Raw genomic sequence first — 22,135 nt, 5'->3', positions numbered from 1 at the left:
ATGTTGGACTCAAAAATTCCTGCCGGTTCATTAGACAAGAAATGGGAAGATTATAAGGGGCATTGTAAGCTGGTAAACCCGGCTAACAAGCGCAACATGGAAGTGATCATAGTGGGTACCGGTCTGGCAGGGGCTTCTGCCGCTGCGTCTCTGGGAGAGTTAGGCTATAAAGTGAAAGCTTTCTGTTTTCAGGATAGCCCACGCCGTGCGCACAGTATTGCTGCGCAGGGTGGTATCAACGCTGCAAAGAATTACCAGAACGACGGTGACTCCGTGTTCCGTCTGTTTTATGATACTGTAAAAGGTGGCGACTACCGTGCCCGCGAAGCGAACGTGCATCGTCTGGCAGAAGTGAGTGGCAATATCATCGACCAGTGCGTGGCACAAGGTGTTCCTTTCGCCCGCGAATATGGTGGATTACTGAGCAACCGCTCTTTCGGTGGTACCCAGGTACAGCGTACCTTCTATGCTGCCGGTCAGACCGGTCAGCAGCTGCTGTTAGGCGCATACTCCGCGCTGGAGCGCCAGGTAGCTTTAGGTAACGTGACCATGTACAACCGTCACGAAATGCTGGAAGTGGTAACGATCGATGGTAAGGCACGTGGTATCATTGCCCGTGATCTGATCACCGGTAAACTGGAACGTCACTTCGGTCACGCTGTACTGCTGTGTACAGGTGGTTATGGTAACGTGTTCTACCTGTCCACAAACGCAATGGGATCTAACGTAACTGCTGCCTGGAAAGCTACCCGTAAAGGTGCTTTCTTCGGTAACCCTTGTTACACACAGATCCACCCGACCTGTATCCCTGTTTCCGGAGATCATCAGTCCAAACTGACCCTGATGTCCGAGTCACTGCGTAACGATGGTCGTATATGGGTGCCTAAAAAACAGAACGACAACCGTAAACCTGCCGATATTCCTGAAGAGGAAAGAGACTACTACCTGGAAAGAAGATATCCTGCTTTCGGTAACCTGGTACCACGTGACGTGGCTTCCCGTGCTGCGAAAGAAAGATGTGATGCCGGTTATGGTGTAGGTAGCTCCAAACAGGCGGTATACCTCGACTACGCTGCTGCGATCGAGCGTTACGGTAAAATTGAAGCGAATAAACGTCAGATGCACAATGCTTCTGCCGCTGAAATAACTAAGCTGGGTAAAGAAGTAGTTGCTGAGAAATACGGTAACCTCTTCGATATGTACGCGAAGATCACCGGTGAGAACCCATACGAATTGCCAATGCGTATCTATCCTGCGGTACACTACACCATGGGTGGCCTTTGGGTGGATTATGAACTGATGACTTCCATCACTGGTCTGTACGCACTGGGTGAAGCTAACTTCTCCGACCACGGTGCTAACCGTCTGGGTGCTTCCGCACTGATGCAGGGTCTGGCCGATGGTTACTTCGTTATTCCTTACACACTGGGTAACTACCTGGCAGATGATATCAGAACGAAAGCTATCCCGACTGACCATCCTGCCTTTGCTGAAGCAGAGAAGAATGTACAGGATACGATCAATCAGCTGATGAATATCAAGGGTACCAAATCCGTAGACCACTTCCACAAGAAACTGGGTAAGATCATGTGGGATAAATGCGGTATGGCGCGTAACGAACAGGGCCTGAAAGAAGCAATCGTTGAAATTCAGCAGTTGCGTGCAGAGTTCTGGAAAGATGTACGTATCCCTGGTGATGCTAATGAGTTTAACCCTGAACTGGAGAAAGCAGGCCGTGTGGCTGACTTCCTGGAACTGGGAGAACTGATGTGCGTTGATGCATTAAACCGTCGCGAATCCTGCGGAGGTCACTTCCGTGAAGAATCTCAGACAGAAGATGGTGAAGCAAAACGTGATGACGACAACTTCTCTTACGTAGCTGCATGGGAATACAAAGGACCTAGCCAGTTTGAGCTGCATAAAGAGCCACTTGAGTTTGTAGAATGTAAACCGACTCAACGTAGCTATAAATAATATTCACAACAGTAATAGTCCAATAGATATGGAACATTATAACATGAATCTCACACTTAAAGTGTGGAGACAGAAAAATACAAACGCGCAGGGACAATTTGAAAGCTACCAGGTACCTGGTGTTTCTTCCGAAATGTCATTCCTCGAAATGTTTGACGTGCTGAATGAGCGTCTGATCAATGAAGGCAAAGAGCCTGTTGCATTTGACCACGACTGTCGTGAAGGTATCTGCGGAGCTTGTTCCATGCACATTAATGGCCGTGCACACGGTCCATGGGCTGGTACTACTACCTGTCAGCTGCATATGCGTGCGTTCAAAGATGGCGATACCATCACTGTTGAGCCATGGAGATCCGGTTCTTTCCCTGTAGTGAAAGACCTGACGGTTGACAGAGGTGCTTTTGACCGTATCATCGAAGCTGGTGGTTATGTGTCTGTAAATACAGGTAACGCACAGGATGCTAATAACATTCTGGTTCCGAAAGATGACGCTGACGCAGCATTTGCAGCAGCAGCCTGTATCGGTTGTGGCGCCTGCGTTGCAGCTTGTAAAAACTCTTCTGCGATGCTGTTCGTTTCTGCGAAAGTATCACAGCTGGCATTGCTGCCGCAGGGTCAGCCTGAAAAGAAATCAAGAGCGCTGAATATGATCGCTCAGATGGATAAGGAAGGTTTTGGTAGCTGTACCAACACCGGCGCTTGTGAGGCAGAATGTCCAAAAGAAATTTCCCTGACAAATATTGCACGTCTGAACCGCGAGTACATTGCCGCTGGTCTCACATACGAAAAATAGTAGTTGTCAAGATTGTATTGGTGAATACCATGATCCCCTTCGTTCTTAACGAGGGGGATTTTTTTTGTATATTGTTTATGTTAAAACCCTTCAGCACTCAAATTTTACGTTATGACAGACAACTCCAGGAGAAAATTCCTCCGTGACCTCGGAGGTACAGCCGCCTTGCTGGGCGCCGGTTCATTGGCCGCTTTCGGGAAAGAGCAGGTACATCTGCTGAAACCCGGCACCCGCATCTCCGCCAACGACAAGATCCGCATCGGATGCATTGGTATGGGCATTATGGGCTTCGGGGACGTGGAAACCGCCCTCAAAGTACCCGGTGTCGAATTTGTAGCTGCCGCCGACCTCTATACCGGGCATCTTGATAAGGTGAAGGAAGTTTATGGGAAAGATATTTTCACGACCCGTGACTACCGTGAACTGCTCAACAGGAAAGATATCGACGCTGTGATCGTCGCCACACCTGACCACTGGCATGATACGATCTCCATCGATGCCATGGAAAAAGGAAAAGCCGTGTACTGCGAAAAGCCGATGGTCCAGCAAATCGAAGAAGGGCATAAGGTGATTGCCACACAACAGCGCACAAAGGCCGTTTTTCAGGTAGGTAGCCAGCGGGTGAGCAGTATAGCCCTCCTGGAAGCAAAGAAGCGCTATGAGGCCGGAGAAATAGGTCAGCTGAACGTTGTGGAAGCCCGAATGGACCGTCATGACGCATTAGGCGCCTGGCAGTACTCCATCCCACCGGATGCCACGCCCGCTAACATAGATTTTGACACCTTCCTGAAAGATACCGCCAAAATACCCTTCGATCCTGTACGCTTTTTCCGCTGGCGCAATTATAAAGCGTATGGCACCGGGATTCCGGGCGATCTGTTTGTACACCTTATTTCCGGTCTGCATTTCATTACCGGTTCTCTGGGCCCTGAGCGTATCTATGCCAGTGGTAACCTGGTACAGTGGAAGGACGGACGTGACGTACCGGATGTAGTAGTGGCGATCTTCGATTATCCGGAGACAAAAACACACCCGGCTTTCCAGATGACATTACGTGTAAACTTTGCCGATGGCGGCGGGGGAGGAGAATTCACCCGATTTATCGGTACAGAGGGCGTACTGGAACTGGGCTGGGATGATTTTAAGATCAAAAAACATAAGCTGTCCCAGGCGCCTGGCTATGGTGGATGGGATACCTGGAATACCTTTACAAAGAGCACCCAGGACGCTTACGTGAAACAATACAACGAGAAATACCCGGCTGACCTGCGTAAACCTGCCCAGCGCTCTGAAAATGCCTATGCGGCTCCGCAGGGCTATGATTCCCGTAAAGACCATTTTATCAACTTTTTTGAGTCTATGCGGACGGGCAAAGCGGTAGTGGAAGATGCGACCTTTGGCTTACGTGCAGCAGGGCCTGCACTGGTTACCAATGAAAGCTATTTCAGTAAGAAAGTGGTACACTGGGATGCACAAAAAATGAGAATTGTGTAACAGTATATGTATTACATTCGTAGCCTCAATTTATCACCTATGAGGAAAGCCGCTGCATTTATCATGATGTTGTCAGGCATGGGCCTGTTTGCCTGTAAGGAAAATAAGAAAAGTATGTCAGCCGAAATTAAAACGATAAAGCCGCCGGTAGCGGAACAGATAGATACGACAATGACCATTCACGGAGATACCAGGGTAGATAAATACTACTGGATGAACGACCGGAATGACCCCAAAGTCATCAGTTATCTGACAGCGGAGAATAACTATCTCGATACCATCATGGAACCGCATAAAGAGCTGAGAAAGAAGTTGTACGAAGAGATGCGGGGCCGTATTATGGAGACAGATGCCAGCGTGCCTTATCTGAAGAACGGTTACTACTATTACAGCCGCTACGAAACAGGAAAGGAATATCCGATCTATTGTCGTAAAAAAGGCAGTCTGGAGGCCTCGGAAGAAATCATCCTCAACGTGAATGTACTGGCCGCAGGCCATCAGTACTACCAGGTAGGCGCTATATCCGTCAGCCCGGATGCACAGTGGCTGGCTTATGGCGTAGACACGGTAAGCCGTCGTCAATACACGATCTATATCAGGAACCTGCAGACAGGCGAAGTACTGGCAGATGCTATTCCGGAAACATCCGGCAGCGCCGCCTGGGCAAGCGATAACAAGACCTTTTTCTATACCGTTAAAAACCCGGTTACACTCAGGGAAGAACGCGTTATGCGCCATGTAACAGGAACAGATGTACATGCCGATAAAGAGATCTTCAACGAGAAAGATGAAACTTTCTATGTGGAAGTGCAACGCTCCAAATCAGGTAAGTTCATTATGATAGAGAGCAGCAGTACTGTATCAACGGAATACCGTATCCTCGATGCTTCCAAACCTGACGGCGCCTTCCGTGTTTTTGAACCGCGTAAACGTGATCACCTGTATGAGATCGATCATCAGGATGATAAATTCTATGTGGTGACCAACTGGGATGCAGTGAACTTCAGACTGATGGAATGCGGACTGGAAAAGACGGCCCGTGAAAACTGGAAAGAGGTCATTGCACATCGTGCCGATGTGCTGTTACAGGGTATTGAACTGTTCCGTCATCATATGGTGCTCAGCGAACGTAAGAACGGTCTGACACAACTGCGGGTGATCAACTCACAGACAAAAGAAGACCACTATTTACAATTTGAAGAACCAGCTTATGTAGCCTCCATTTCGATCAATCCTGAATTTGATACAAAGACACTCCGTTATTCTTACACCTCCATGCAAACGCCGGTATCTACCTACGACTATGACATGGATACAAAGAAAACAGAGCTGCGTAAAAGACAGGAAGTACTGGGTGGTTATGATCCCAAAAACTACGTAACAGAACGCTTGTATGTTACTGCGAGAGATGGCGTCAAAGTACCGGTATCACTGGTGTATAAAAAAGGATTTGAGAAGAATGGTAAGATGCCGCTGTTGTTGTATGGATACGGGTCCTATGGTTATAGCATAGAGCCGGGATTCAACAGCAACCGTTTAAGTCTGCTGGACAGAGGTTTTGCTTACGCGATCGCACATATCAGAGGTGGTGAGGAAATGGGCAGACAATGGTATGAAGACGGTAAACTGTTTAAGAAAATGAACACGTTTAACGACTTCATTGATTGTGCCGAATACCTGGTGAAAGCGCATTATACAGACAGTTCACATCTTTACGCGATGGGCGGTAGCGCCGGTGGTTTATTGATGGGGGCTATCGTGAATATGCGTCCGGGTCTATGGAATGGCGTCATCGCAGCTGTTCCTTTTGTAGACGTGATCACCACGATGCTGGATGAGAGTATTCCTTTGACAACAGGTGAGTTTGACGAGTGGGGTAATCCGAAGAAAAAGGATTATTACGACTATATGAAAGCTTATTCTCCTTACGATAATGTAAAGGCACAGGCCTATCCGAACATGCTGGTGACTACCGGGCTGCATGATTCACAGGTACAGTATTGGGAGCCTGCGAAATGGGTGGCTAAACTGCGTGAACTGAAAACAGACAACCATATGCTGCTGATGCATACCAATATGGAAGCCGGTCATGGTGGCGCTTCCGGTCGTTTTAAGGCACTGGAAGATGTTGCATTACAATATGCGTTCCTGTTGGATCTGGAAGGAAAATAAATTCGATTACGAATCAGGAATTATAAGAAAGAGCGTCTCACCAAAGGTGGACGCTCTTTTAGTTATAAGGTGCTAAGGCGCAATGTATTCTGTTTTGACCGTCTCTCCCAGAAAGATCTCCGTCTGCTTCTCAAAGATCACCGGATCATCTGTAGTGAAGTATTTCCTTCCCCCGTTCTTGCTAAGCCGTACTTCCATCTCAGGATGACGATGGAGATAGTCTTTCAGACCGTGCGCCACGATCTTACCCTGTGAGAGCAGGGTAATGCCTCCCGGCAGGAATTGTCTGATCTTCTTAGTGAGAATAGGGTAGTGGGTGCAGGCCAGTACCAGCGTATCGATATCCGGTGCGTCGGTCAGGATCTGGTCCAGGTACTTTTTAACAAAGTAATCAGCACCTTCATTATCGGCTTCTCCGTTTTCTATGATGGGTACCCACATCGGACAGGCCAGCTGGTGGACTTTCACATGTGGGAAGAACTTATTGATCTCTATCGGGTAGGACTCGGAAGCGACTGTTCCTTTTGTGGCAAGAATACCTACTTCACCGCTTTGGGTGAGGGTACCGACCATTTCTGTGGTAGGTCTGATCACACCCAGTACCCGGCGATCGGGTGCGATACGCGGCAGGTCTTTCTGCTGGATCGTGCGCAGGGCACGTGCAGAAGCCGTGTTACATGCGAGAATGACCAGTGGACAACCCATGTCGAACAGGTGCTGTACACATTGCAGCGTATACGTATGAATGGTATCAAAGCCACGGTTACCATAGGGTGCACGGGCATTGTCACCGAAATAGATATAGTCGTATTGCGGCAATGTGGCCACAATCTCTTTGAGTACGGTCAGTCCGCCGTAACCTGAATCAAACACACCGATAGGTCCTGTCATTGATCATCCTTTTTCTTCATGAGGCCCTGACCGGTCAGGTCATAGATTTCCTGGATGTTGTGCAGGATACCTTCAAAGTCAATTTTGAGATCGATCAGGTTACCGGTATACAGGTCGTATACCCAGCCATGTACGACAGGAAATCCTTTACCAACATAGGATTGCTGTACAGCGGCTGTTTTGATCACGTTGATACACTGCTCCTGTACGTTCAGTTCTACCAGTCTGTTAAAGCGGGCGTTTGGCTCTTCGATCGCGTCCAGTTCCTGGCGGTGCAGGCGGTATACGTCACGGATGTTGCGGAGCCATGGGTTCAGAAGACCCAGGTCGGCTGACTGCATAGCGGCTTTTACGCCTCCGCAGTTGTAGTGACCACAGACAACGATGTGTTTTACGGCGAGATGGCGTACAGCGTAGTTGATCACTGACATCACGTTCAGGTCAACGCTGTTGACAAGGTTGGCGATGTTGCGGTGTACAAATACTTCTCCGGCATCCAGGCCCAGGATCTCGTTGGTTGGCACGCGGCTGTCGCTGCAACCAATGTAGAGATATTCGGGATTCTGTTCCTTTGCCAGCTTTTCAAAAAAAGCCTTGTCTCCGGCAGTCTTATTGGCTACCCAGAGACGGTTATTCTCGAAGATTTCGTCGTAACTGGTCATGACGTATGCAGTTTAAGTTAAGGTTATTCGATTCGTATAATATTTCCTGATAGGAAGGTAAAGATAAGTAAAGCGGTCATAACTGTTTCAATAGTCGTAGCCGGTAGGCATTCATGGCGCTCTGACCCAGTTTGTCAGTTAACCGGTGGTTCACATATGCACCTACTGCTGCGCCGATCACCGGCATCAGTTGCAGGAGTTTAGCGATATCCAGGTAGTCCCGGTATTGCTGCTGGAAGTTACGCCAGTCAAATGCGTTGATATCTTCCGGGAGGTCCCGGCTGTAATTATCCCAGTCTGCGATGACGGGGTAGAGTTTATTCCGGAAGTCCTGTGTGGAAAAGGTGATGAAGAAGATGTGGAGGATGAAGAAGCGTTCTTTATAGTCATCCGTGTTGTATCCGTAAAGGGCAGCCAGGTCAAACAGCATTTTCATTTTGATGGTCAGGAAGAGGGGGAAATCGGCCAGTCCGAGGAGAATACCACCTGCGCCGGTCAGGGCTCCTTCGGTGGCGGCGGTCGTTTTGTAGAATCCGATCCGGGAACGTACCCTGCTTTCCCGGATGGCCAGGTCATTTTCGTAGACCGGCGCCGGACTGGTAAAGCCGGCGCCTGAGATCACTCCCCTGGTCATCTGTTTGATGGCGGTGGTCAGGGCACGGTGTACTTTCTCGGGAATGACCTTATTGATCTTTTTCTGGACCCCGCGGGAGAGTCTGCCCGGCAGGCTGATGCCGCGCTGCATGGCCTTCTGCCATGTTCTGAGGTCCTTATTGACCTGTTGCATATAAACGTCCATAGAGAGATTATTACAAAGAATAAACCACAAAACAGGAAAACCCGGAACATTTAGTAACTTTGCGCCTTAAATTTCTTTAGCCAGCATGATCAGTGTTAAAAACGTATCGCTTTCTTTCGGAAAAAGGGTGTTGTTTGATGAAGTTAACCTCAATTTCACCAAAGGTAACTGTTATGGCGTGATAGGCGCTAACGGAGCCGGTAAATCCACTTTTCTCAAGATATTGTCCGGCGAGATCGACGCTACCAAAGGTACCGTTGAGATCACTCCGGGTGAACGTATGAGTGTTCTGAAACAGAACCACTTCGAATTTGATGAGGTTACGGTACTGAACACAGTACTGATGGGTAACAAAAAGCTCTGGGAAATCGCTCACGAAAGAGATGCGATCTATGCCAAGGCTGATTTTACCGAAGAGGATGGTATGCGTGCCGGCGAGCTCGAAGCAGAGTACGGCGAAATGGGCGGATACACTGCAGAAAGTGATGCAGGCGTACTGCTGGGCGACCTGGGCGTAAAAGAAGATGTACAAAGTCTCCTGATGAAGGACCTGAGTGGTAACCTGAAAGTGCGTGTGCTCCTGGCGCAGGCCCTGTTCGGTAACCCTGATATACTGCTGCTGGATGAGCCTACCAACCACCTTGACGTTGAAACGATCGGTTGGTTGGAGAACTTCCTGGCTGATTATGAGAACATTGTGATCGTAGTATCGCACGACCGTCACTTCCTGGATGCTGTTTGTACCCACGTGGCTGACGTTGACCGCGCTAAGATCCAGATCTTCTCCGGTAACTATAGCTTCTGGTATGAGTCTTCTCAGCTGATGGCCCGTCAGATCGCCGATAAGAACAAGAAAATGGAAGATAAACGTAAGGACCTGATGGACTTCATTGCCCGATTCAGTGCCAACGCTTCCAAAAGTAAACAGGCGACTTCCCGTAAAAAGGCCCTGGAAAAACTGGTTATCGAAGATATCCAGCCTTCCAATCGTAAATATCCTGGTATCATCTTCAAGCAACAGCGTGAAGTGGGTAACCAGATCCTGAATGTGGAAAAACTGTCGAAATCCATCGAAGGTAATACCCTGTTCAGCAATGTAACTTTCACCGTGAACAAAGGTGACAAGATCGCATTCCTGGCCAAGGAACACCTGGCTCTGACCACCTTCTTCGAAATCATCAACGGCGAACAGCAGGCTGATGGCGGTAAATACGAATGGGGTACTACCGTGACTTCCGCTTACCTGCCAAATGATAACGCCGAATTCTTTAAAGATCCATCCCTGAACCTGATGGACTGGTTACGCCAGTTTGTGCCACCACACGTTACAGACGTGGATGAGCCGTTCCTGCGTGGCTTCCTGGGTAAAATGCTGTTCAGCGGTGATGAGATCATGAAGAAAACCAGCGTATTGAGCGGTGGTGAGAAAGTACGTTGTATGACCAGCCGTATGATGCTGCAGGATCCTAACGTCGTGGTGCTGGACGAACCAACCAACCACCTTGACCTGGAATCTATCCAGTCTTTCAACGAAAGTATGATGAACTTCAAGGGTATCGTATTGTTCACTACCCATGACCATACCTTCATGCAGTCAGTAGCTAACCGTATCATCGAGATCACTCCTAAAGGTATCATCGACAGACTGATGAGCTTTGACGAGTATCTGGCAGATGACAGGGTGAAAGCACTGAGAGAAGAAATGTATGGCGAAAGAGTAGCGATTTCCTGATCAGCGATTCCGAAAGCGTAATAATTTATAAAAAGAAAGGGTTACAAAGGATGAATAGTCTTTTGTAACCCTTTCTTTTTCAGATAATATGATAAGTTATCCACAAAAAAACGGTTACAGCGGAATCACTCCATTGTAACCGTTTCTTATTCGGGAGAAGGGCTCCCGGTATATATAAAAGTTAAGACAAATAATCTTTGATCTGCTGCATTTTTACCGAATCCAGGGGCTTGGTGATGTAAGCTTTCAGCTCTGGTGTACGTTTCACTTTCTGCATATCGCGCATATCGATAGAAGAAGAACACATAATGATAGGGATCTGTTCGCTCAGACTGGATTTGATATCACGATAGGCTTCTATGAAGTCCCAGCCGTTCATACGCTGCATGTTCATATCCAGGATGATCAGGGATGGCAGGCGTTGGTTATCAGGCTGTTGTAAACGGGCCAGCGCATCTTCCGCACATAGGAAGGATGTCACCTTGAGTTGATCGTCCTGCTGTTCGAACAACTTTTTCAGAATGAAATGGAATATTTCATCGTCGTCAACAACATACACCTGTTTAGTGTTTTCCGCCATAAATACCTGATTTTGCGCAGTTAGTATTCTAACAACCTTATAATAACATTAGGGGCAACATTGTATGCAAGCTGATGTAATCCCCGGTTTTCACATGATACAATCGGATGCAAATAAACAATAATTAATTATGATTTTATATATGAATGAGTGGCAATAACTAATTGTTAACAAATTTTGAAAAATAGGAGACTAAAGGTTGTGTTTGCTAAGGAGTCCTCATAAACAGGCAAAAAAAATCCCGGATGTCTGTTTCCGTAAAGGAACATGGCATCCGGGACGTATATATCAGAAGTGACTATTAGAAAAGTCCGCCTTTTTTCAGCGTTACTTTACCGGAACCAATTTTATAACCATCGTGATAGATCTCAACAGCGTAGTCGCCTGGTTTGAAATCTGAATTCTGTTTCCAGTCCATAGATACTGTCTGTTTCTGACCGGTAGCATAGTTTACAGTTTTTTTGGCAGTGTATAATTTTTCAGTGCCATCTTCGAGTGTAAATCTGCCGGAACCCAGTGCTTCTACAGCCAGTGGAGAACCATCAGGAGAAGTGATAGAAACGTACAGTTCTTTATCGCCGGTTGGAGCGATCCTGTTTTCGTCCAGGTCAAAAGTTACGCGCATCATATCAGCACGTTTAGCCTTGGTCGTTTCTACTTCTTTGCCGTTCTTTTTCAGATTGATCGGCAGCAGGTGAATGTTGGATGCGTGTAATACGGAACCCAGGTTTACCTTTTTGTCAAGGCTATCTCTCTGAGTGGTTACTACATCTCTTTCTTTACGGGCATTATCGCGTTCGCCGGTCAGAACGATTTTCTCACCTTCCAGGCGTTCGATTGTTTCCGTATAGCCTTCAATGTTCCCTTTCAGGGTTTCGATCAGGCGACGGGCTTCAGCCAGTTCTTTCGCAGTTGCGTTTTTATTGGACAGGATACCCTGAATACGGGATTTCATGTCCGCAATTTCCTTATCTTTTGTTTTTACAAGGCTATCCATGCGGCTGTTCTGGGAGATCAGATCATCCAGACGTGCATTTGCAGCGTTATATTCCTGTTGTAAGGCATCTCTTGAAGTAGAGATGGAATCTATCTGTGTTGCCTGTTGAGCAATTTGATCGGTAGTTTTATTTTTGTCATACAACATATAGATCCAGGTACCGGCCAATGCTGCAATCAAAATACCATATATCAGACCATTACGGCTTCTAGGTTTTTCAGGTCCAGGGGATCCTGCCGCAGGCTTGTTAAAAGTGTTCTCAGTCATAGTCGTTTTTGTGTTTTATAGTTAATTGTTATATGGTTAAATCTTGTTATGCAAATGTAATTGTTAAAAATACTTTATTATAAAAAAATATAAACCGTACAAAAAGTGTTACCGAATATATCTTTAGACCAGTTATTGTTGCTTGATATTGAGACAACTCCAGCTGTAGCGACTTTTGATAATTTACCTGACAATATGCAGTCGCTCTGGACGGACAAAATTGCAAAAACTTTGCCAGAATCAGGGGACGCAACAGAAGCATACGCAGAGCGGGCCGGGATCTATGCCGAATTCGGCAAAATTGTCTGTATTTCTGTGGGGTTCTATTATGTGGAAAACGGTCGTTATCAGCTACGTATAAAATCCTTCTACGGTGACGATGAAAAAGTTTTATTAAACAGTTTTTTAGAATTAGTAAATAAATTCCATACGAAGTTTCCACGATTCCAGTTTGCAGGCCACAATATCAAAGAATTTGATATTCCTTTTATTTGCAGGCGATCTGTTATTCATCAGCTATCTTTGCCGCTGCCTTTGCAGATACATGGTTTCAAACCCTGGGAGCTACCCATGCTGGATACCATGCAGTTATGGCGGTTCGGAGATTTTAAGAACTATACATCCCTGAAACTGCTGACAGCAATAATGGGTATTCCAACGCCAAAAGACGATATTGATGGTAGTATGGTAGGCAGGGTGTACTGGCAGGATCATGACCTGGATAGGATCGCCACTTATTGCCAGAAAGATGTGGTAGCAGTAGGGCAGCTGCTGATGCGTTTCAAGGGAGTGCCCCTGCTGGAAACAGAAGACGTGGTATATACAAAATAACAAAGCATGGAATATCAGGATATTATAAAAGACTGGAAGCAAAAGAAGTTCCGCCCCCTGTACTGGCTGGAAGGAGAAGAAGATTTCTTCATCGACCAGGTCAGCAATTATGCGGAGCATCATCTGCTGGATGAAGCGGAAAAAGGGTTCAATCTGACGGTGCTTTATGGTAAAGACACGGACTGGAGCACGGTGATCAACGCCTGCCGCCGTTATCCGATGTTTGCCGAAAGACAGGTTGTGGTACTGAAAGAGGCCCAGTCAATGAAAGATATCCTGAAACTGGAGGCCTATATCGACAATCCGCTGGGTTCCACCGTTTTCGTGGTGGCACATAAGCAGGGTAAGATCGATGGACGCAGCAAGATGGCTAAACTGATCAAGGAAAAGGGCGTTTTGCTGAGCACCAGGAAGATGTACGACAACCAGCTGCCTGCATGGGTAGATGCCTTTGTCAGCAGTCTGGGAAGGGCTATTTCACAGAAAGCAGGCATCCTGCTGGTGGATCATATCGGTAATGACCTGTCCAGGATGGCCAATGAGATAGAGAAACTGCTGGTCAACCTCGCGCCCGATAAGAAAATAGACGAGAATGATATCGAGAAATACGTTGGTATCAGTAAGGAATATAATGTGTTTGAACTCCAGAATGCCCTTGGACAAAAAGATATCTCCAAAGTAATGCGCATCATTGGTTATTTCGCGGCCAATCCCAAAGCCGGTCCGATCCAGATGGTATTGCCTGCGCTATATAACTTCTTTAGTAAAATGAGTATGGTGTTTGGCGTAAAAGGCGGAGAAAAGGAGATTGCAGCCGCTATAGGCGTCCATCCTTTCTTTGTCAAGGACTATGTCAGCGCCGCGCGTCAATACGGTCTGGAAGGCACAGAAAAGGCCATTCTGCTACTGCATACCTATAACCTCCGCAGCATTGGTATCAATGACAGCGGGGTAGAAGATGGTGAACTGATGAAGGAATTAGTATATAAGCTGATGTATTGATCAGGATGCCAGCACTGTCCTGGCTTCCTGGCTATCCTTGTGCATCTGGGCGACCAGTGCATCAATATTGTCAAATTTCTGGTTAGCCCTGATATAGCTGATCAGCTCCACCCTTATCACCTTGTCATATATCTCCTGACTGAAATCAAAGATATGCGCCTCTACCCGGAGGTCGGCGCCGTTAAAGGTCGGACGGGTACCTATACTCATTACCCCGTTGAGTGGATTACTTTGCCTGTCCAGATATACCCTGATGGCATAAATACCTTCTACCGGTATGAGTTTACGGACATCAGACACTTCTATATTAGCTGTAGGAAAGCCCAGTTGACGGCCCATCTTATCGCCATGTATCACGGTTCCTTCCACGAAATAGGGGTAACCCAGTAATTCGTTGGCCAGCTGGATATTCCCTTCCTGCAGGCTTTTACGGATCTTGGTAGAGCTGACTGCCAGGTCATGTACCACCTGCTGGGGTATTTCCACCAGCTGAAAGCCATATCTGTTCTGCTCCGCTTCCAGCAGTTCGAGTCCGCCTTCGCGGTTGTGTCCGAAACGGTGGTCGTAGCCGATGATGATGGTATGCGGGTTGAACTTCTCGATCAGAAATTCTTCCAGATAAGCCTGGGCAGAGAGTTCGGAGAATGCGCGGGTAAAAGGAACGATCACCAGGTGGTCTATCCCTTCTTTTGACAGCAGTTCAATCTTTTCATCGAGGGTCGTCAGCAGTTTTACGGGAGGACCGCCAGGTTGCAGTACTTCCCGCGGATGCGGATCGAAAGTGATGATCACAGTCTCCCCGTCACAGGCGGCTGCTGTTTCCTGTAATTGCTGTATAATATAACGATGGCCGCTGTGTACGCCGTCGAAAGTTCCGATAGTAATAACCGCCCGCCTCAAAGCTGGCAAATGGGTGAGGTCCCTGTGTATCCGCATAAAATGCCTGTAAACGATCAAAATCCTATGCAAATTACAACATTTAGATATCAGATAAGTGGCTAATCAGTTACTTTTGCAGCAGATTGTTCATTTATAAAATTATCTGGTGGATCAGAATATCTACGCGCAGCGCGGCGTTTCAGCTGGAAAAGAGGATGTGCACAATGCTATTAAGCATATTGACAAGGGACTGTTTCCGAAGGCTTTCTGTAAAATAGTGCCCGATATCCTGGGCGGACAGGAAGAATATTGCAATATCATGCATGCTGACGGAGCCGGCACCAAATCCTCCCTGGCTTATACTTACTGGAAAGAAACAGGTAACCTGGACGTATGGAGAGGCATTGCCCAGGATGCTATCATCATGAATATTGATGACCTGCTTTGTGTGGGCGCTACCGAAAATATCCTGCTCTCTTCCACTATCGGCCGTAACAAACAGCTGATCCCGGGTGAAGTGATCGCAGCGATCATCAACGGTACAGAGGAAATCCTGGAAGAACTGCGTAACCATGGTATCAGCATTCACTCTACCGGTGGCGAAACCGCGGATGTGGGTGACCTGGTGCGTACCATTATCGTGGATTCAACTGTTACCTGTCGTATGAAAAGATCCGAAGTGATCTCTAACCATACGATTCAGGCGGGTGATGTGATTGTGGGACTGGCTTCCTACGGACAGGCATCTTACGAGAAATCTTACAACGGCGGTATGGGCAGCAATGGGCTGACCTCTGCACGTCACGACGTTTTTAATAAACAGGTGGCCGGTAAATATCCGGAAAGCTTCGATCCGGGCATCCCTGCTGATCTGGTATTCAGTGGTAAAAAAGCCCTGACAGATAAGATTGACGTTCCGGGCTTTGGTCAGATAGATGCTGGTCGTCTGGTATTGTCGCCAACACGTACCTATGCACCGGTGATCAAAAAGATCCTGGAAGCCTATCGCTCCCGCATACACGGTATGGTGCATTGTAGTGGTGGTGCGCAGACAAAAGTGCTGCACTTCATTGACAACCTGCATGTGATCAAGGATAACCTGTTCCCGATCCCGCCATTGTTCCAGCTGATCCAGGAACAGTCAGGCACCGGATGGAAAGAGATGTACCAGGTATTCAACATGGGCCATCGTATGGAACTCTATGTACCTGAAGAGATCGCGGCAGACATCATTAAGATCAGCCAGCGCTTTAATATTGAAGCGCAGATCGTGGGCCGTGTAGAACCTGCTGCTGTAAAACAGGTGACTGTACGCAGTGAGAAAGGTGAGTTTATTTATAATTAATAGCAGCTCCTGTTATATAAAGAAGCGGCCCGTCCAGAAGGACAGGCCGTTTTTTTTTTACTTTAGTTGTATAAAGTGAAATTTAGTCCATAAGTACAAATTTGATAGGCAGGTTGAAAGCGACAGATACCGCCTGACCTTCCTGCTTACCAGGATTCCATTTTGGCATGGCAGATACCACACGGATGGCCTCCTCTTCCAATCCGTCACCATGCACCTGGCCGACTGTTTTTGCGTTGCGCACATTTCCTTCCGGATCTATGACGAAGCTGACGAAGATGGTACCAGTTGTACCATGTTGCTGTGCTTTCAGTGGATATCTCATATTGCTGCCCAGGTATTTTGACAGTGCTTCCATTCCACCAGGGTAAGTAGGAGGATCACTGACAAATGTATATACCTGATTATCTGCCGGAGCGATAGCAACTGCTTTTGTTGCATCGACAATATTTTTTGCGTTCAGATCCAGGTCACGCTGGCAACCGATGACAAAGCCCAGTCCCAGTATGAGTGGAATAACAATGATCCTTTTCATCAGTGAATAACTTGAACGCTGGGTAAACAACATGAGTATACGACGTTTGACAGGCGCCTGTCCGAAAGTGTTGATCATGATCGGCAGCCTGGTTTGCAGGGTAGCCTGGAGGAGTGTGCGGGCATAATCTTCAGCCTCACTATCTTCCGTAGCTGCTTTATCAGCCAGGAATTCATGCACCATAGCCAGTTCTTTTTTCAGCAGATAGAAGAAAGGATTGAACCAGCATACGGCACATACCAGCTGTAGGAACAGCTTTTCTCCCGTATGACCGCCACGTACGTGTTCCAGTTCGTGTTTCAGTATCTGACGGCCTTCCGGACTTTCCTTTGTGACTTCTTCCGCCCAGAATATATCTCCGAAGAAAGAAAAAGTGGATTTTACCTGTGGATGACGGATCACCTGATAACCATCAAAGGATGTTTTTTGTCCGTTACGTACCAGTCTTTTGACCATGAGCCAGTTACGGGCGATATTGGTCAATAATAGTAATGTAATGAACAGGTAGATGCCTGCTGGTATCCAGGAGGTGAAATCCAGTCCGGCTTTCTGCATATTTTGAGCTACATATCCACAAACAACGATCATATCTAACTGCTGGGACGGTGCAGGAGTCGTGTTCATCGAGAACTGCAGCGTGGGTATCAGCAGAGAAGCAATGACAGCCAGTAGAATAAAGGCCCTGTTCCAGCGGTGGAAGGAGTTGTTTTTCAGTACGAAGGCGTAGTAGCCGTATAGGATGCCCGAACAGAGGAGCATTTTAATAACGTAGGGAAGGAAAGCATTCATGGTTGTTCTTTTTTAGCGTTTTTGATTTGTTGGAGCAGTTGCTCCAGTTCGTTAACACTGAGATCTTTCTCTTTTACGAAAAAGGAGACCATGTCTCTGAATGAGCCGGAGAAGTACCCTTTTACAAAATGCTGCATGGTGTTACGGCTATATTCGTCTTTACTGATCAGGGCAAAGTACTGGTAGGATTTGCCGAAGGCTTTATAATCTACAAAACCTTTCTCCTGTAAAATTTTTATTAACGTGGATACCGTATTATAATGCGGTTTGGGTTCCGGCATAAGGTCTATCAGGTCTTTTACAAAGGCTGGCCCTGCTTTCCAGAGGGCCTGCATTACCTGTTCCTCAGCTTTGGTGAGTGTTTTAACAGCTGTCATATCGGTAGCATTTATTACTGCACCTAAGGTATAACTAGTTTTTTAGTTTACAAACTATTTTTTTAGTTAATGAAAAAAAACGCTATTTGCAGGGCTTATTTATAGTCTGATATTGGTTTGATATTTAACATCCTTCGTTAATCCTTCATTCCATGAACGAAGGATTAACGAAGGATGTTACATATCAAAGCGGCATCTGTACAATAACAAATAGGGGCGTAGTAAGAAAGAACCTGGTATACTCACCGGATTATATGTTATAAATAGCTATTTTTGTTTTGACTAAACCCATACGGCAGAAATGACAGAACAACCGATTATACAATTATCCAATGTGAATATCTACCAGGGAACTTCCCTGATCCTTGCTGACGTGAATATTACGGTGAACAAAGGAGAATTTGTATACCTGATAGGCCGTACGGGAACCGGTAAATCCAGTCTGCTGAAAACGCTTTACGGTGATCTGTCGCTGAAAGAGGGTGCCGGCCAGGTAGTGGGTTTTGATCTGAAAAAGATGGACTGGAAGAAAGTGCCTTATCTGCGTCGTAATCTGGGGGTGGTATTCCAGGATTTTCAGTTACTGACGGACAGGACGGTACAGGACAATCTGAAATTTGCTTTGAAGGCAACGGGTTGGACTGACAATAAAAAGATGGAAGAAAAGATCAATGATGTGCTGGATAAAGTGGGATTGAATACAAAAGGTTTTAAAATGCCTTATGAGCTGAGTGGTGGTGAGCAGCAGCGTGTGGACATTGCCCGTGCGATGCTCAATTCTCCTAAACTGATCCTTGCGGATGAGCCAACCGGTAACCTGGACCCTGAGACTTCTGACGGCATCATGCAGTTGCTGTTCAGGATCAGCAGGGAAGAAGGAGCTGCTGTTGTAATGGCTACACATGACTATATATTATTACAGAAATTCCCTTCCAGGGTATTACGTACAGAAAATGGCAAGGTAACTGACCACGCAAGTGTTACCTTTGTATAACGACCACGGCTTTTTTCTTATTAAATATATAAAGGGGTAAAGAGGAGTTCTTATTAGTTTGATTATCAATCTACTTTGGCCTTGAGAAGCAGGGGTCACCGGATATAAAAACAGGAAGGACTTGTCTTTTAAGGTAAAATTTTTATGAAATTGTTAATTCACAATATTTGATTTACCTTTGCCCCGGAAAAATAGCGACTAAATAAACCTTTATCATTTTATTATTTATTAAAGATGTCTTACTTAACTGTTGAAAAGAAAGCCAATATTTTTAAAGAATTTGGTGGAAGCGAGAAAAATACCGGCTCTGTAGAAGCGCAAATCGCCCTGCTGACTGAGCGTATCAACAGCATTTCCAGTCACCTGAAAGAAAACAAAAAAGACTTTTCTACACACCGTGGTTTGATGAAAATGGTAGGCCAGAGAAAGCGTTTGCTTTCCTACCTTTCTAAAACTAACCTCACAGGCTACCGTGCACTGCTTGAGAAATTAGGTCTCAGAAAATAGTAGTAACTTTTTTATAGCGCTATTCCCAACTTATAAGGTTGGGAATAGTTTTTTTTTAGGTATACCATTTTAATCTTCTCTTTTTATGAATCTGACACCTATCTCAGTTACTTTCGATATAGGAGATGGCCGGATCGTGACCATTGAAACTGGTAAGTTAGCCCGCCAGGCAGATGGTGCCGTTACGGTTCGTCTGGGCAACTGTATCCTGTTGGCTACGGTTGTTGCAGCAAAAACTCCAAAACCCGGACAATCTTTCTTCCCCCTTACTGTTGATTACCAGGAAAAATTTGCTTCTGCAGGACGTATCCCCGGTTCATTCTTTAAACGCGAGGGTAAACTGTCCGATTACGAAGTACTGAATTCACGTTTGATCGACCGCGCACTGCGCCCACTGTTCCCTGATGACTATTTCTGCGAAGTACAGGTACTGGTTACCCTCATCTCTTCCGATCCGGAAGTGATGCCGGATGCACTGGCCTGCCTTGCTGCTTCTGCTGCACTGGCCGTTTCTGACGTGCCTATTCAGGAAATTATCTCTGAAGTTAGAGTTGCCCGCATCGACGGACAATTAGTTATAAATCCGAACCGTACTCCGCTGGAAAAAGCAGACATGGACTTCATCATTGGTGCTACTGAAAAGAACATCATGATGGTGGAAGGTGAAAGTAAGGAGTGCAGTGAGGAAGATATTATCAAAGCTATCGAAGTTGCACACGAAGCTATCCGCGTACAGGTGAAAGCACAGGAAGAACTCCGTGCAAAAGCTGGCGTAGGTGGCAAACGCGAATTCGAAAAGCCATATGCAAATGAGGAACTGAAAGCAAAAATTGCTGCATTCGCTCAGGAGCGTATCCTCGCCGTAGCAAAATCTGCATCTGCAAAACATGATCGTTCAGATGCTTTCGATAAGATCAGCGAAGAGCTGGTAGAACACCTGGGTGAGCTGCCTGAAGAAGACGCTCCACTGGTAGGTAAATATTTCCATAGCCTGGAAAAGGAAGTGATCCGTAACATGATCCTGGATCAGTCCGTTCGTCTGGACGGTCGTAGCCTGGACCAGGTTCGTCCACTGAACATGGAAACAGATATCCTGCCTTCTCCACACGGTTCTGCACTGTTCACACGTGGTGAAACCCAGTCCCTGACCACAGTGACCCTGGGTACGCCGGATGATGAACTGCTGATCGAAAGCGCAGCGACTTCAAAATATACTAAGTTCATACTCCACTATAACTTCCCTCCGTTCTCTACAGGTGAAGTAAAGCCAATGCGCGGTCCAGGCCGTCGTGAGGTAGGTCATGGTAACCTGGCTATGCGTTCCCTGAAGCAGATGATGCCAGGAAGCGAATACGCTTATACCGTACGTGTAGTATCTGATATCCTTGAGTCTAACGGTTCCTCTTCTATGGCTACCGTATGTGCTGGTTCCCTGGCGCTGATGGACGCAGGTGTTCCTTTGCCTAAACACGTTTCCGGTGTGGCAATGGGTCTGATCTCCCGTGCCAGCGATGGTAAATGGGCTGTACTGACCGATATCCTCGGTGATGAAGATCACCTGGGTGATATGGACTTCAAAGTAACCGGTACCCGTGACGGTATCTGCGGTATCCAGATGGATATCAAGGTAGATGGCCTTAGCATGGATGTAATGCGTAAAGCACTGGAGCAGGCACGTAATGGCCGTCTCCACATCATTGACGCAATGTACACTGCTATGCCAGCTGCACGTCCGGAACCAAAACCACATGCTCCACGTATGGAGAAACTGATCATCGACCGCGAATTCATCGGTGCTGTGATCGGACCAGGTGGTAAAGTAATTCAGGAAATTCAGCGTGAAACCGGTACTAACATCAACATCGAAGAAGTTGGTGAAACCGGTGAAGTAAGCATCTTCTCCGCACAGAAAGAAGGGCTGATGAAAGCGCTCGAGTGGATCAAAGGTATCGTAGCCGTGCCTGAGATCGGTGAAACTTATGAATCAACTGTTAAGTCAGTAATGCCTTACGGTGCATTCGTTGAGTTCCTGCCTGGTAAACAAGGTTTGCTGCATATCTCCGAAGTTTCCTGGAAACGTCTGGAAACAATGGAAGGTGTACTGACCGAAGGTGAAAAGGTAAAAGTGAAACTGGTAGGTACTGATCCTAAGACCGGTAAGTTCAAACTGAGCCGTCGTGTACTGATGCCAAAACCAGAAGGTTATGTAGAAAGACCTGAAGGTGACCGTGGCGACAGAGGCGATCGCGGTGACAGAGGAGATAGAGGTGACAGAGGCGATCGCGGTGATCGTGGTGGCCGCCCTCCTTTCCGTGGTGATCGTAATGATCGTGGCGGAGATCGCGGTGGTGACCGTGGTGATCGTCGTGGTCCACGTGATAGTGGTGACCGTGGTGACAGAGGCGGAGACCGTGGTCAACGTTTCACTCCTCCGGCAGAACCAGAAACTCCACAGGAACCAATGTTCGACGAAGAATAGTCTTTTAAACAGACTACAACATATAGCAGCCGCTCT

The 22,135-nt window shown here is 46.8% G+C and carries 19 protein-coding genes; 11 read left to right on the top strand and 8 right to left on the bottom strand.

Annotated features, from left to right (window positions below; translation table 11 throughout):
- From BMZ72_RS35610 to BMZ72_RS35595, 4 genes are all read left to right on the top strand, one after another.
- Positions 1-1,974, top strand: a complete 1,974-nt coding sequence (locus BMZ72_RS35610) for a fumarate reductase/succinate dehydrogenase flavoprotein subunit (RefSeq protein ID WP_089816241.1) — start codon at positions 1-3, stop codon at positions 1,972-1,974.
- A 28-nt stretch (positions 1,975-2,002) separates the two neighbouring features.
- Positions 2,003-2,767 carry a succinate dehydrogenase/fumarate reductase iron-sulfur subunit gene (locus BMZ72_RS35605; RefSeq protein ID WP_089816239.1) on the top strand — a complete coding sequence of 255 codons (765 nt, stop codon included), beginning with the start codon at positions 2,003-2,005 and terminating at the stop codon, positions 2,765-2,767.
- 111 nt (positions 2,768-2,878) lie between these two features.
- On the top strand, positions 2,879-4,261 hold the full coding sequence (locus BMZ72_RS35600) for a Gfo/Idh/MocA family protein (protein WP_089816237.1): 1,383 nt from the start codon (positions 2,879-2,881) through the stop codon (positions 4,259-4,261).
- A gap of 39 nt (positions 4,262-4,300) precedes the next feature.
- Positions 4,301-6,433: a S9 family peptidase gene (locus BMZ72_RS35595; protein WP_255373380.1), complete on the top strand. Its 2,133-nt coding sequence runs from the start codon at positions 4,301-4,303 to the stop codon at positions 6,431-6,433.
- Positions 6,434-6,505: 72 nt separating this feature from the next.
- On the opposite strand, the gene murI is transcribed toward BMZ72_RS35595, so the two are convergent.
- The 3 genes from murI to BMZ72_RS35580 form a co-directional block, all read right to left on the bottom strand.
- Positions 6,506-7,324, bottom strand: a complete 819-nt coding sequence (gene murI / locus BMZ72_RS35590) for a glutamate racemase (RefSeq protein ID WP_089816233.1) — start codon at positions 7,322-7,324, stop codon at positions 6,506-6,508.
- Positions 7,321-7,986, bottom strand: coding sequence for a carbonic anhydrase (locus BMZ72_RS35585; protein ID WP_089816231.1), 666 nt, complete (start codon positions 7,984-7,986; stop codon positions 7,321-7,323). The genes murI and BMZ72_RS35585 overlap by 4 nt, the downstream gene beginning before the upstream one ends.
- Before the next feature lie 76 nt (positions 7,987-8,062).
- Positions 8,063-8,785 carry an EcsC family protein gene (locus BMZ72_RS35580; protein WP_089816229.1) on the bottom strand — a complete coding sequence of 241 codons (723 nt, stop codon included), beginning with the start codon at positions 8,783-8,785 and terminating at the stop codon, positions 8,063-8,065.
- A gap of 85 nt (positions 8,786-8,870) precedes the next feature.
- On the opposite strand from BMZ72_RS35580, the gene BMZ72_RS35575 reads away from it, so the two are divergent.
- Positions 8,871-10,517: an ABC-F family ATP-binding cassette domain-containing protein gene (locus BMZ72_RS35575; protein ID WP_089816227.1), complete on the top strand. Its 1,647-nt coding sequence runs from the start codon at positions 8,871-8,873 to the stop codon at positions 10,515-10,517.
- Positions 10,518-10,698: 181 nt separating this feature from the next.
- On the opposite strand, the gene BMZ72_RS35570 is transcribed toward BMZ72_RS35575, so the two are convergent.
- Positions 10,699-11,097, bottom strand: a complete 399-nt coding sequence (locus BMZ72_RS35570; protein ID WP_089816225.1) for a response regulator — start codon at positions 11,095-11,097, stop codon at positions 10,699-10,701.
- A 301-nt stretch (positions 11,098-11,398) separates the two neighbouring features.
- Positions 11,399-12,361: a hypothetical protein gene (locus tag BMZ72_RS35565; protein WP_089816223.1), complete on the bottom strand. Its 963-nt coding sequence runs from the start codon at positions 12,359-12,361 to the stop codon at positions 11,399-11,401.
- 105 nt (positions 12,362-12,466) lie between these two features.
- Between BMZ72_RS35565 and BMZ72_RS35560 the strand changes: the two genes are divergently transcribed.
- Complete coding sequence (locus BMZ72_RS35560; protein WP_089816222.1) at positions 12,467-13,192, top strand: ribonuclease H-like domain-containing protein; 726 nt, start codon at positions 12,467-12,469, stop codon at positions 13,190-13,192.
- Between the two features lie 6 nt (positions 13,193-13,198).
- Positions 13,199-14,194, top strand: a complete 996-nt coding sequence (gene holA / locus BMZ72_RS35555) for a DNA polymerase III subunit delta (protein ID WP_089816219.1) — start codon at positions 13,199-13,201, stop codon at positions 14,192-14,194.
- Here the strand turns inward: holA and BMZ72_RS35550 are convergent, their stop codons facing one another.
- Positions 14,195-15,130: a bifunctional riboflavin kinase/FAD synthetase gene (locus tag BMZ72_RS35550; protein WP_089816217.1), complete on the bottom strand. Its 936-nt coding sequence runs from the start codon at positions 15,128-15,130 to the stop codon at positions 14,195-14,197.
- Positions 15,131-15,239: 109 nt separating this feature from the next.
- Here BMZ72_RS35550 and BMZ72_RS35545 point away from each other — a divergent pair, with 109 nt between their 5' ends.
- A complete protein-coding gene (locus BMZ72_RS35545; RefSeq protein ID WP_089816215.1) occupies positions 15,240-16,418 on the top strand; it encodes an AIR synthase related protein in 1,179 nt (392 codons plus the stop codon).
- 82 nt (positions 16,419-16,500) lie between these two features.
- Here the strand turns inward: BMZ72_RS35545 and BMZ72_RS35540 are convergent, their stop codons facing one another.
- Both BMZ72_RS35540 and BMZ72_RS35535 read right to left on the bottom strand, forming a co-directional pair.
- Positions 16,501-17,742 (bottom strand): M56 family metallopeptidase, encoded by a 1,242-nt coding sequence (locus BMZ72_RS35540; RefSeq protein WP_089816214.1) that lies wholly within the window; start codon positions 17,740-17,742, stop codon positions 16,501-16,503.
- Positions 17,739-18,119 (bottom strand): BlaI/MecI/CopY family transcriptional regulator, encoded by a 381-nt coding sequence (locus tag BMZ72_RS35535; protein WP_089816212.1) that lies wholly within the window; start codon positions 18,117-18,119, stop codon positions 17,739-17,741. The genes BMZ72_RS35540 and BMZ72_RS35535 overlap by 4 nt, the downstream gene beginning before the upstream one ends.
- Before the next feature lie 301 nt (positions 18,120-18,420).
- Here BMZ72_RS35535 and BMZ72_RS35530 point away from each other — a divergent pair, with 301 nt between their 5' ends.
- From BMZ72_RS35530 to BMZ72_RS35520, 3 genes are all read left to right on the top strand, one after another.
- Positions 18,421-19,113 carry a cell division ATP-binding protein FtsE gene (locus BMZ72_RS35530; protein WP_012794086.1) on the top strand — a complete coding sequence of 231 codons (693 nt, stop codon included), beginning with the start codon at positions 18,421-18,423 and terminating at the stop codon, positions 19,111-19,113.
- Positions 19,114-19,347: 234 nt separating this feature from the next.
- A complete protein-coding gene (gene rpsO / locus BMZ72_RS35525) occupies positions 19,348-19,620 on the top strand; it encodes a 30S ribosomal protein S15 (protein WP_012794085.1) in 273 nt (90 codons plus the stop codon).
- A gap of 85 nt (positions 19,621-19,705) precedes the next feature.
- Complete coding sequence (locus tag BMZ72_RS35520) at positions 19,706-22,099, top strand: polyribonucleotide nucleotidyltransferase (protein ID WP_089816209.1); 2,394 nt, start codon at positions 19,706-19,708, stop codon at positions 22,097-22,099.
- The last annotated feature ends 36 nt before the right edge of the window (positions 22,100-22,135 follow it).

The organism is Chitinophaga sp. YR627, from assembly GCF_900114995.1.
Taxonomy (GTDB): Bacteria; Bacteroidota; Bacteroidia; order Chitinophagales; family Chitinophagaceae; genus Chitinophaga.
The sequence above is the reverse complement of the archived record's forward strand: the minus strand, read 5'-3'. Positions and strand labels throughout refer to the sequence as shown.

Coding starts and splice junctions, on each gene's coding strand:
- BMZ72_RS35565 (WP_089816223.1), bottom strand. CDS start 12,361: ATGACTGAGAACACTTTTAACAAGCCTGCGGCAGGATCCCCTGGACCT.
- BMZ72_RS35535 (WP_089816212.1), bottom strand. CDS start 18,119: ATGACAGCTGTTAAAACACTCACCAAAGCTGAGGAACAGGTAATGCAG.
- BMZ72_RS35605 (WP_089816239.1), top strand. CDS start 2,003: ATGGAACATTATAACATGAATCTCACACTTAAAGTGTGGAGACAGAAA.
- BMZ72_RS35595 (WP_255373380.1), top strand. CDS start 4,301: ATGAGGAAAGCCGCTGCATTTATCATGATGTTGTCAGGCATGGGCCTG.
- BMZ72_RS35540 (WP_089816214.1), bottom strand. CDS start 17,742: ATGAATGCTTTCCTTCCCTACGTTATTAAAATGCTCCTCTGTTCGGGC.
- BMZ72_RS35580 (WP_089816229.1), bottom strand. CDS start 8,785: ATGGACGTTTATATGCAACAGGTCAATAAGGACCTCAGAACATGGCAG.
- BMZ72_RS35530 (WP_012794086.1), top strand. CDS start 18,421: ATGACAGAACAACCGATTATACAATTATCCAATGTGAATATCTACCAG.
- BMZ72_RS35575 (WP_089816227.1), top strand. CDS start 8,871: ATGATCAGTGTTAAAAACGTATCGCTTTCTTTCGGAAAAAGGGTGTTG.
- BMZ72_RS35585 (WP_089816231.1), bottom strand. CDS start 7,986: ATGACCAGTTACGACGAAATCTTCGAGAATAACCGTCTCTGGGTAGCC.
- BMZ72_RS35550 (WP_089816217.1), bottom strand. CDS start 15,130: ATGCGGATACACAGGGACCTCACCCATTTGCCAGCTTTGAGGCGGGCG.
- BMZ72_RS35520 (WP_089816209.1), top strand. CDS start 19,706: ATGAATCTGACACCTATCTCAGTTACTTTCGATATAGGAGATGGCCGG.
- BMZ72_RS35570 (WP_089816225.1), bottom strand. CDS start 11,097: ATGGCGGAAAACACTAAACAGGTGTATGTTGTTGACGACGATGAAATA.
- rpsO (WP_012794085.1), top strand. CDS start 19,348: ATGTCTTACTTAACTGTTGAAAAGAAAGCCAATATTTTTAAAGAATTT.
- BMZ72_RS35610 (WP_089816241.1), top strand. CDS start 1: ATGTTGGACTCAAAAATTCCTGCCGGTTCATTAGACAAGAAATGGGAA.
- murI (WP_089816233.1), bottom strand. CDS start 7,324: ATGACAGGACCTATCGGTGTGTTTGATTCAGGTTACGGCGGACTGACC.
- holA (WP_089816219.1), top strand. CDS start 13,199: ATGGAATATCAGGATATTATAAAAGACTGGAAGCAAAAGAAGTTCCGC.
- BMZ72_RS35600 (WP_089816237.1), top strand. CDS start 2,879: ATGACAGACAACTCCAGGAGAAAATTCCTCCGTGACCTCGGAGGTACA.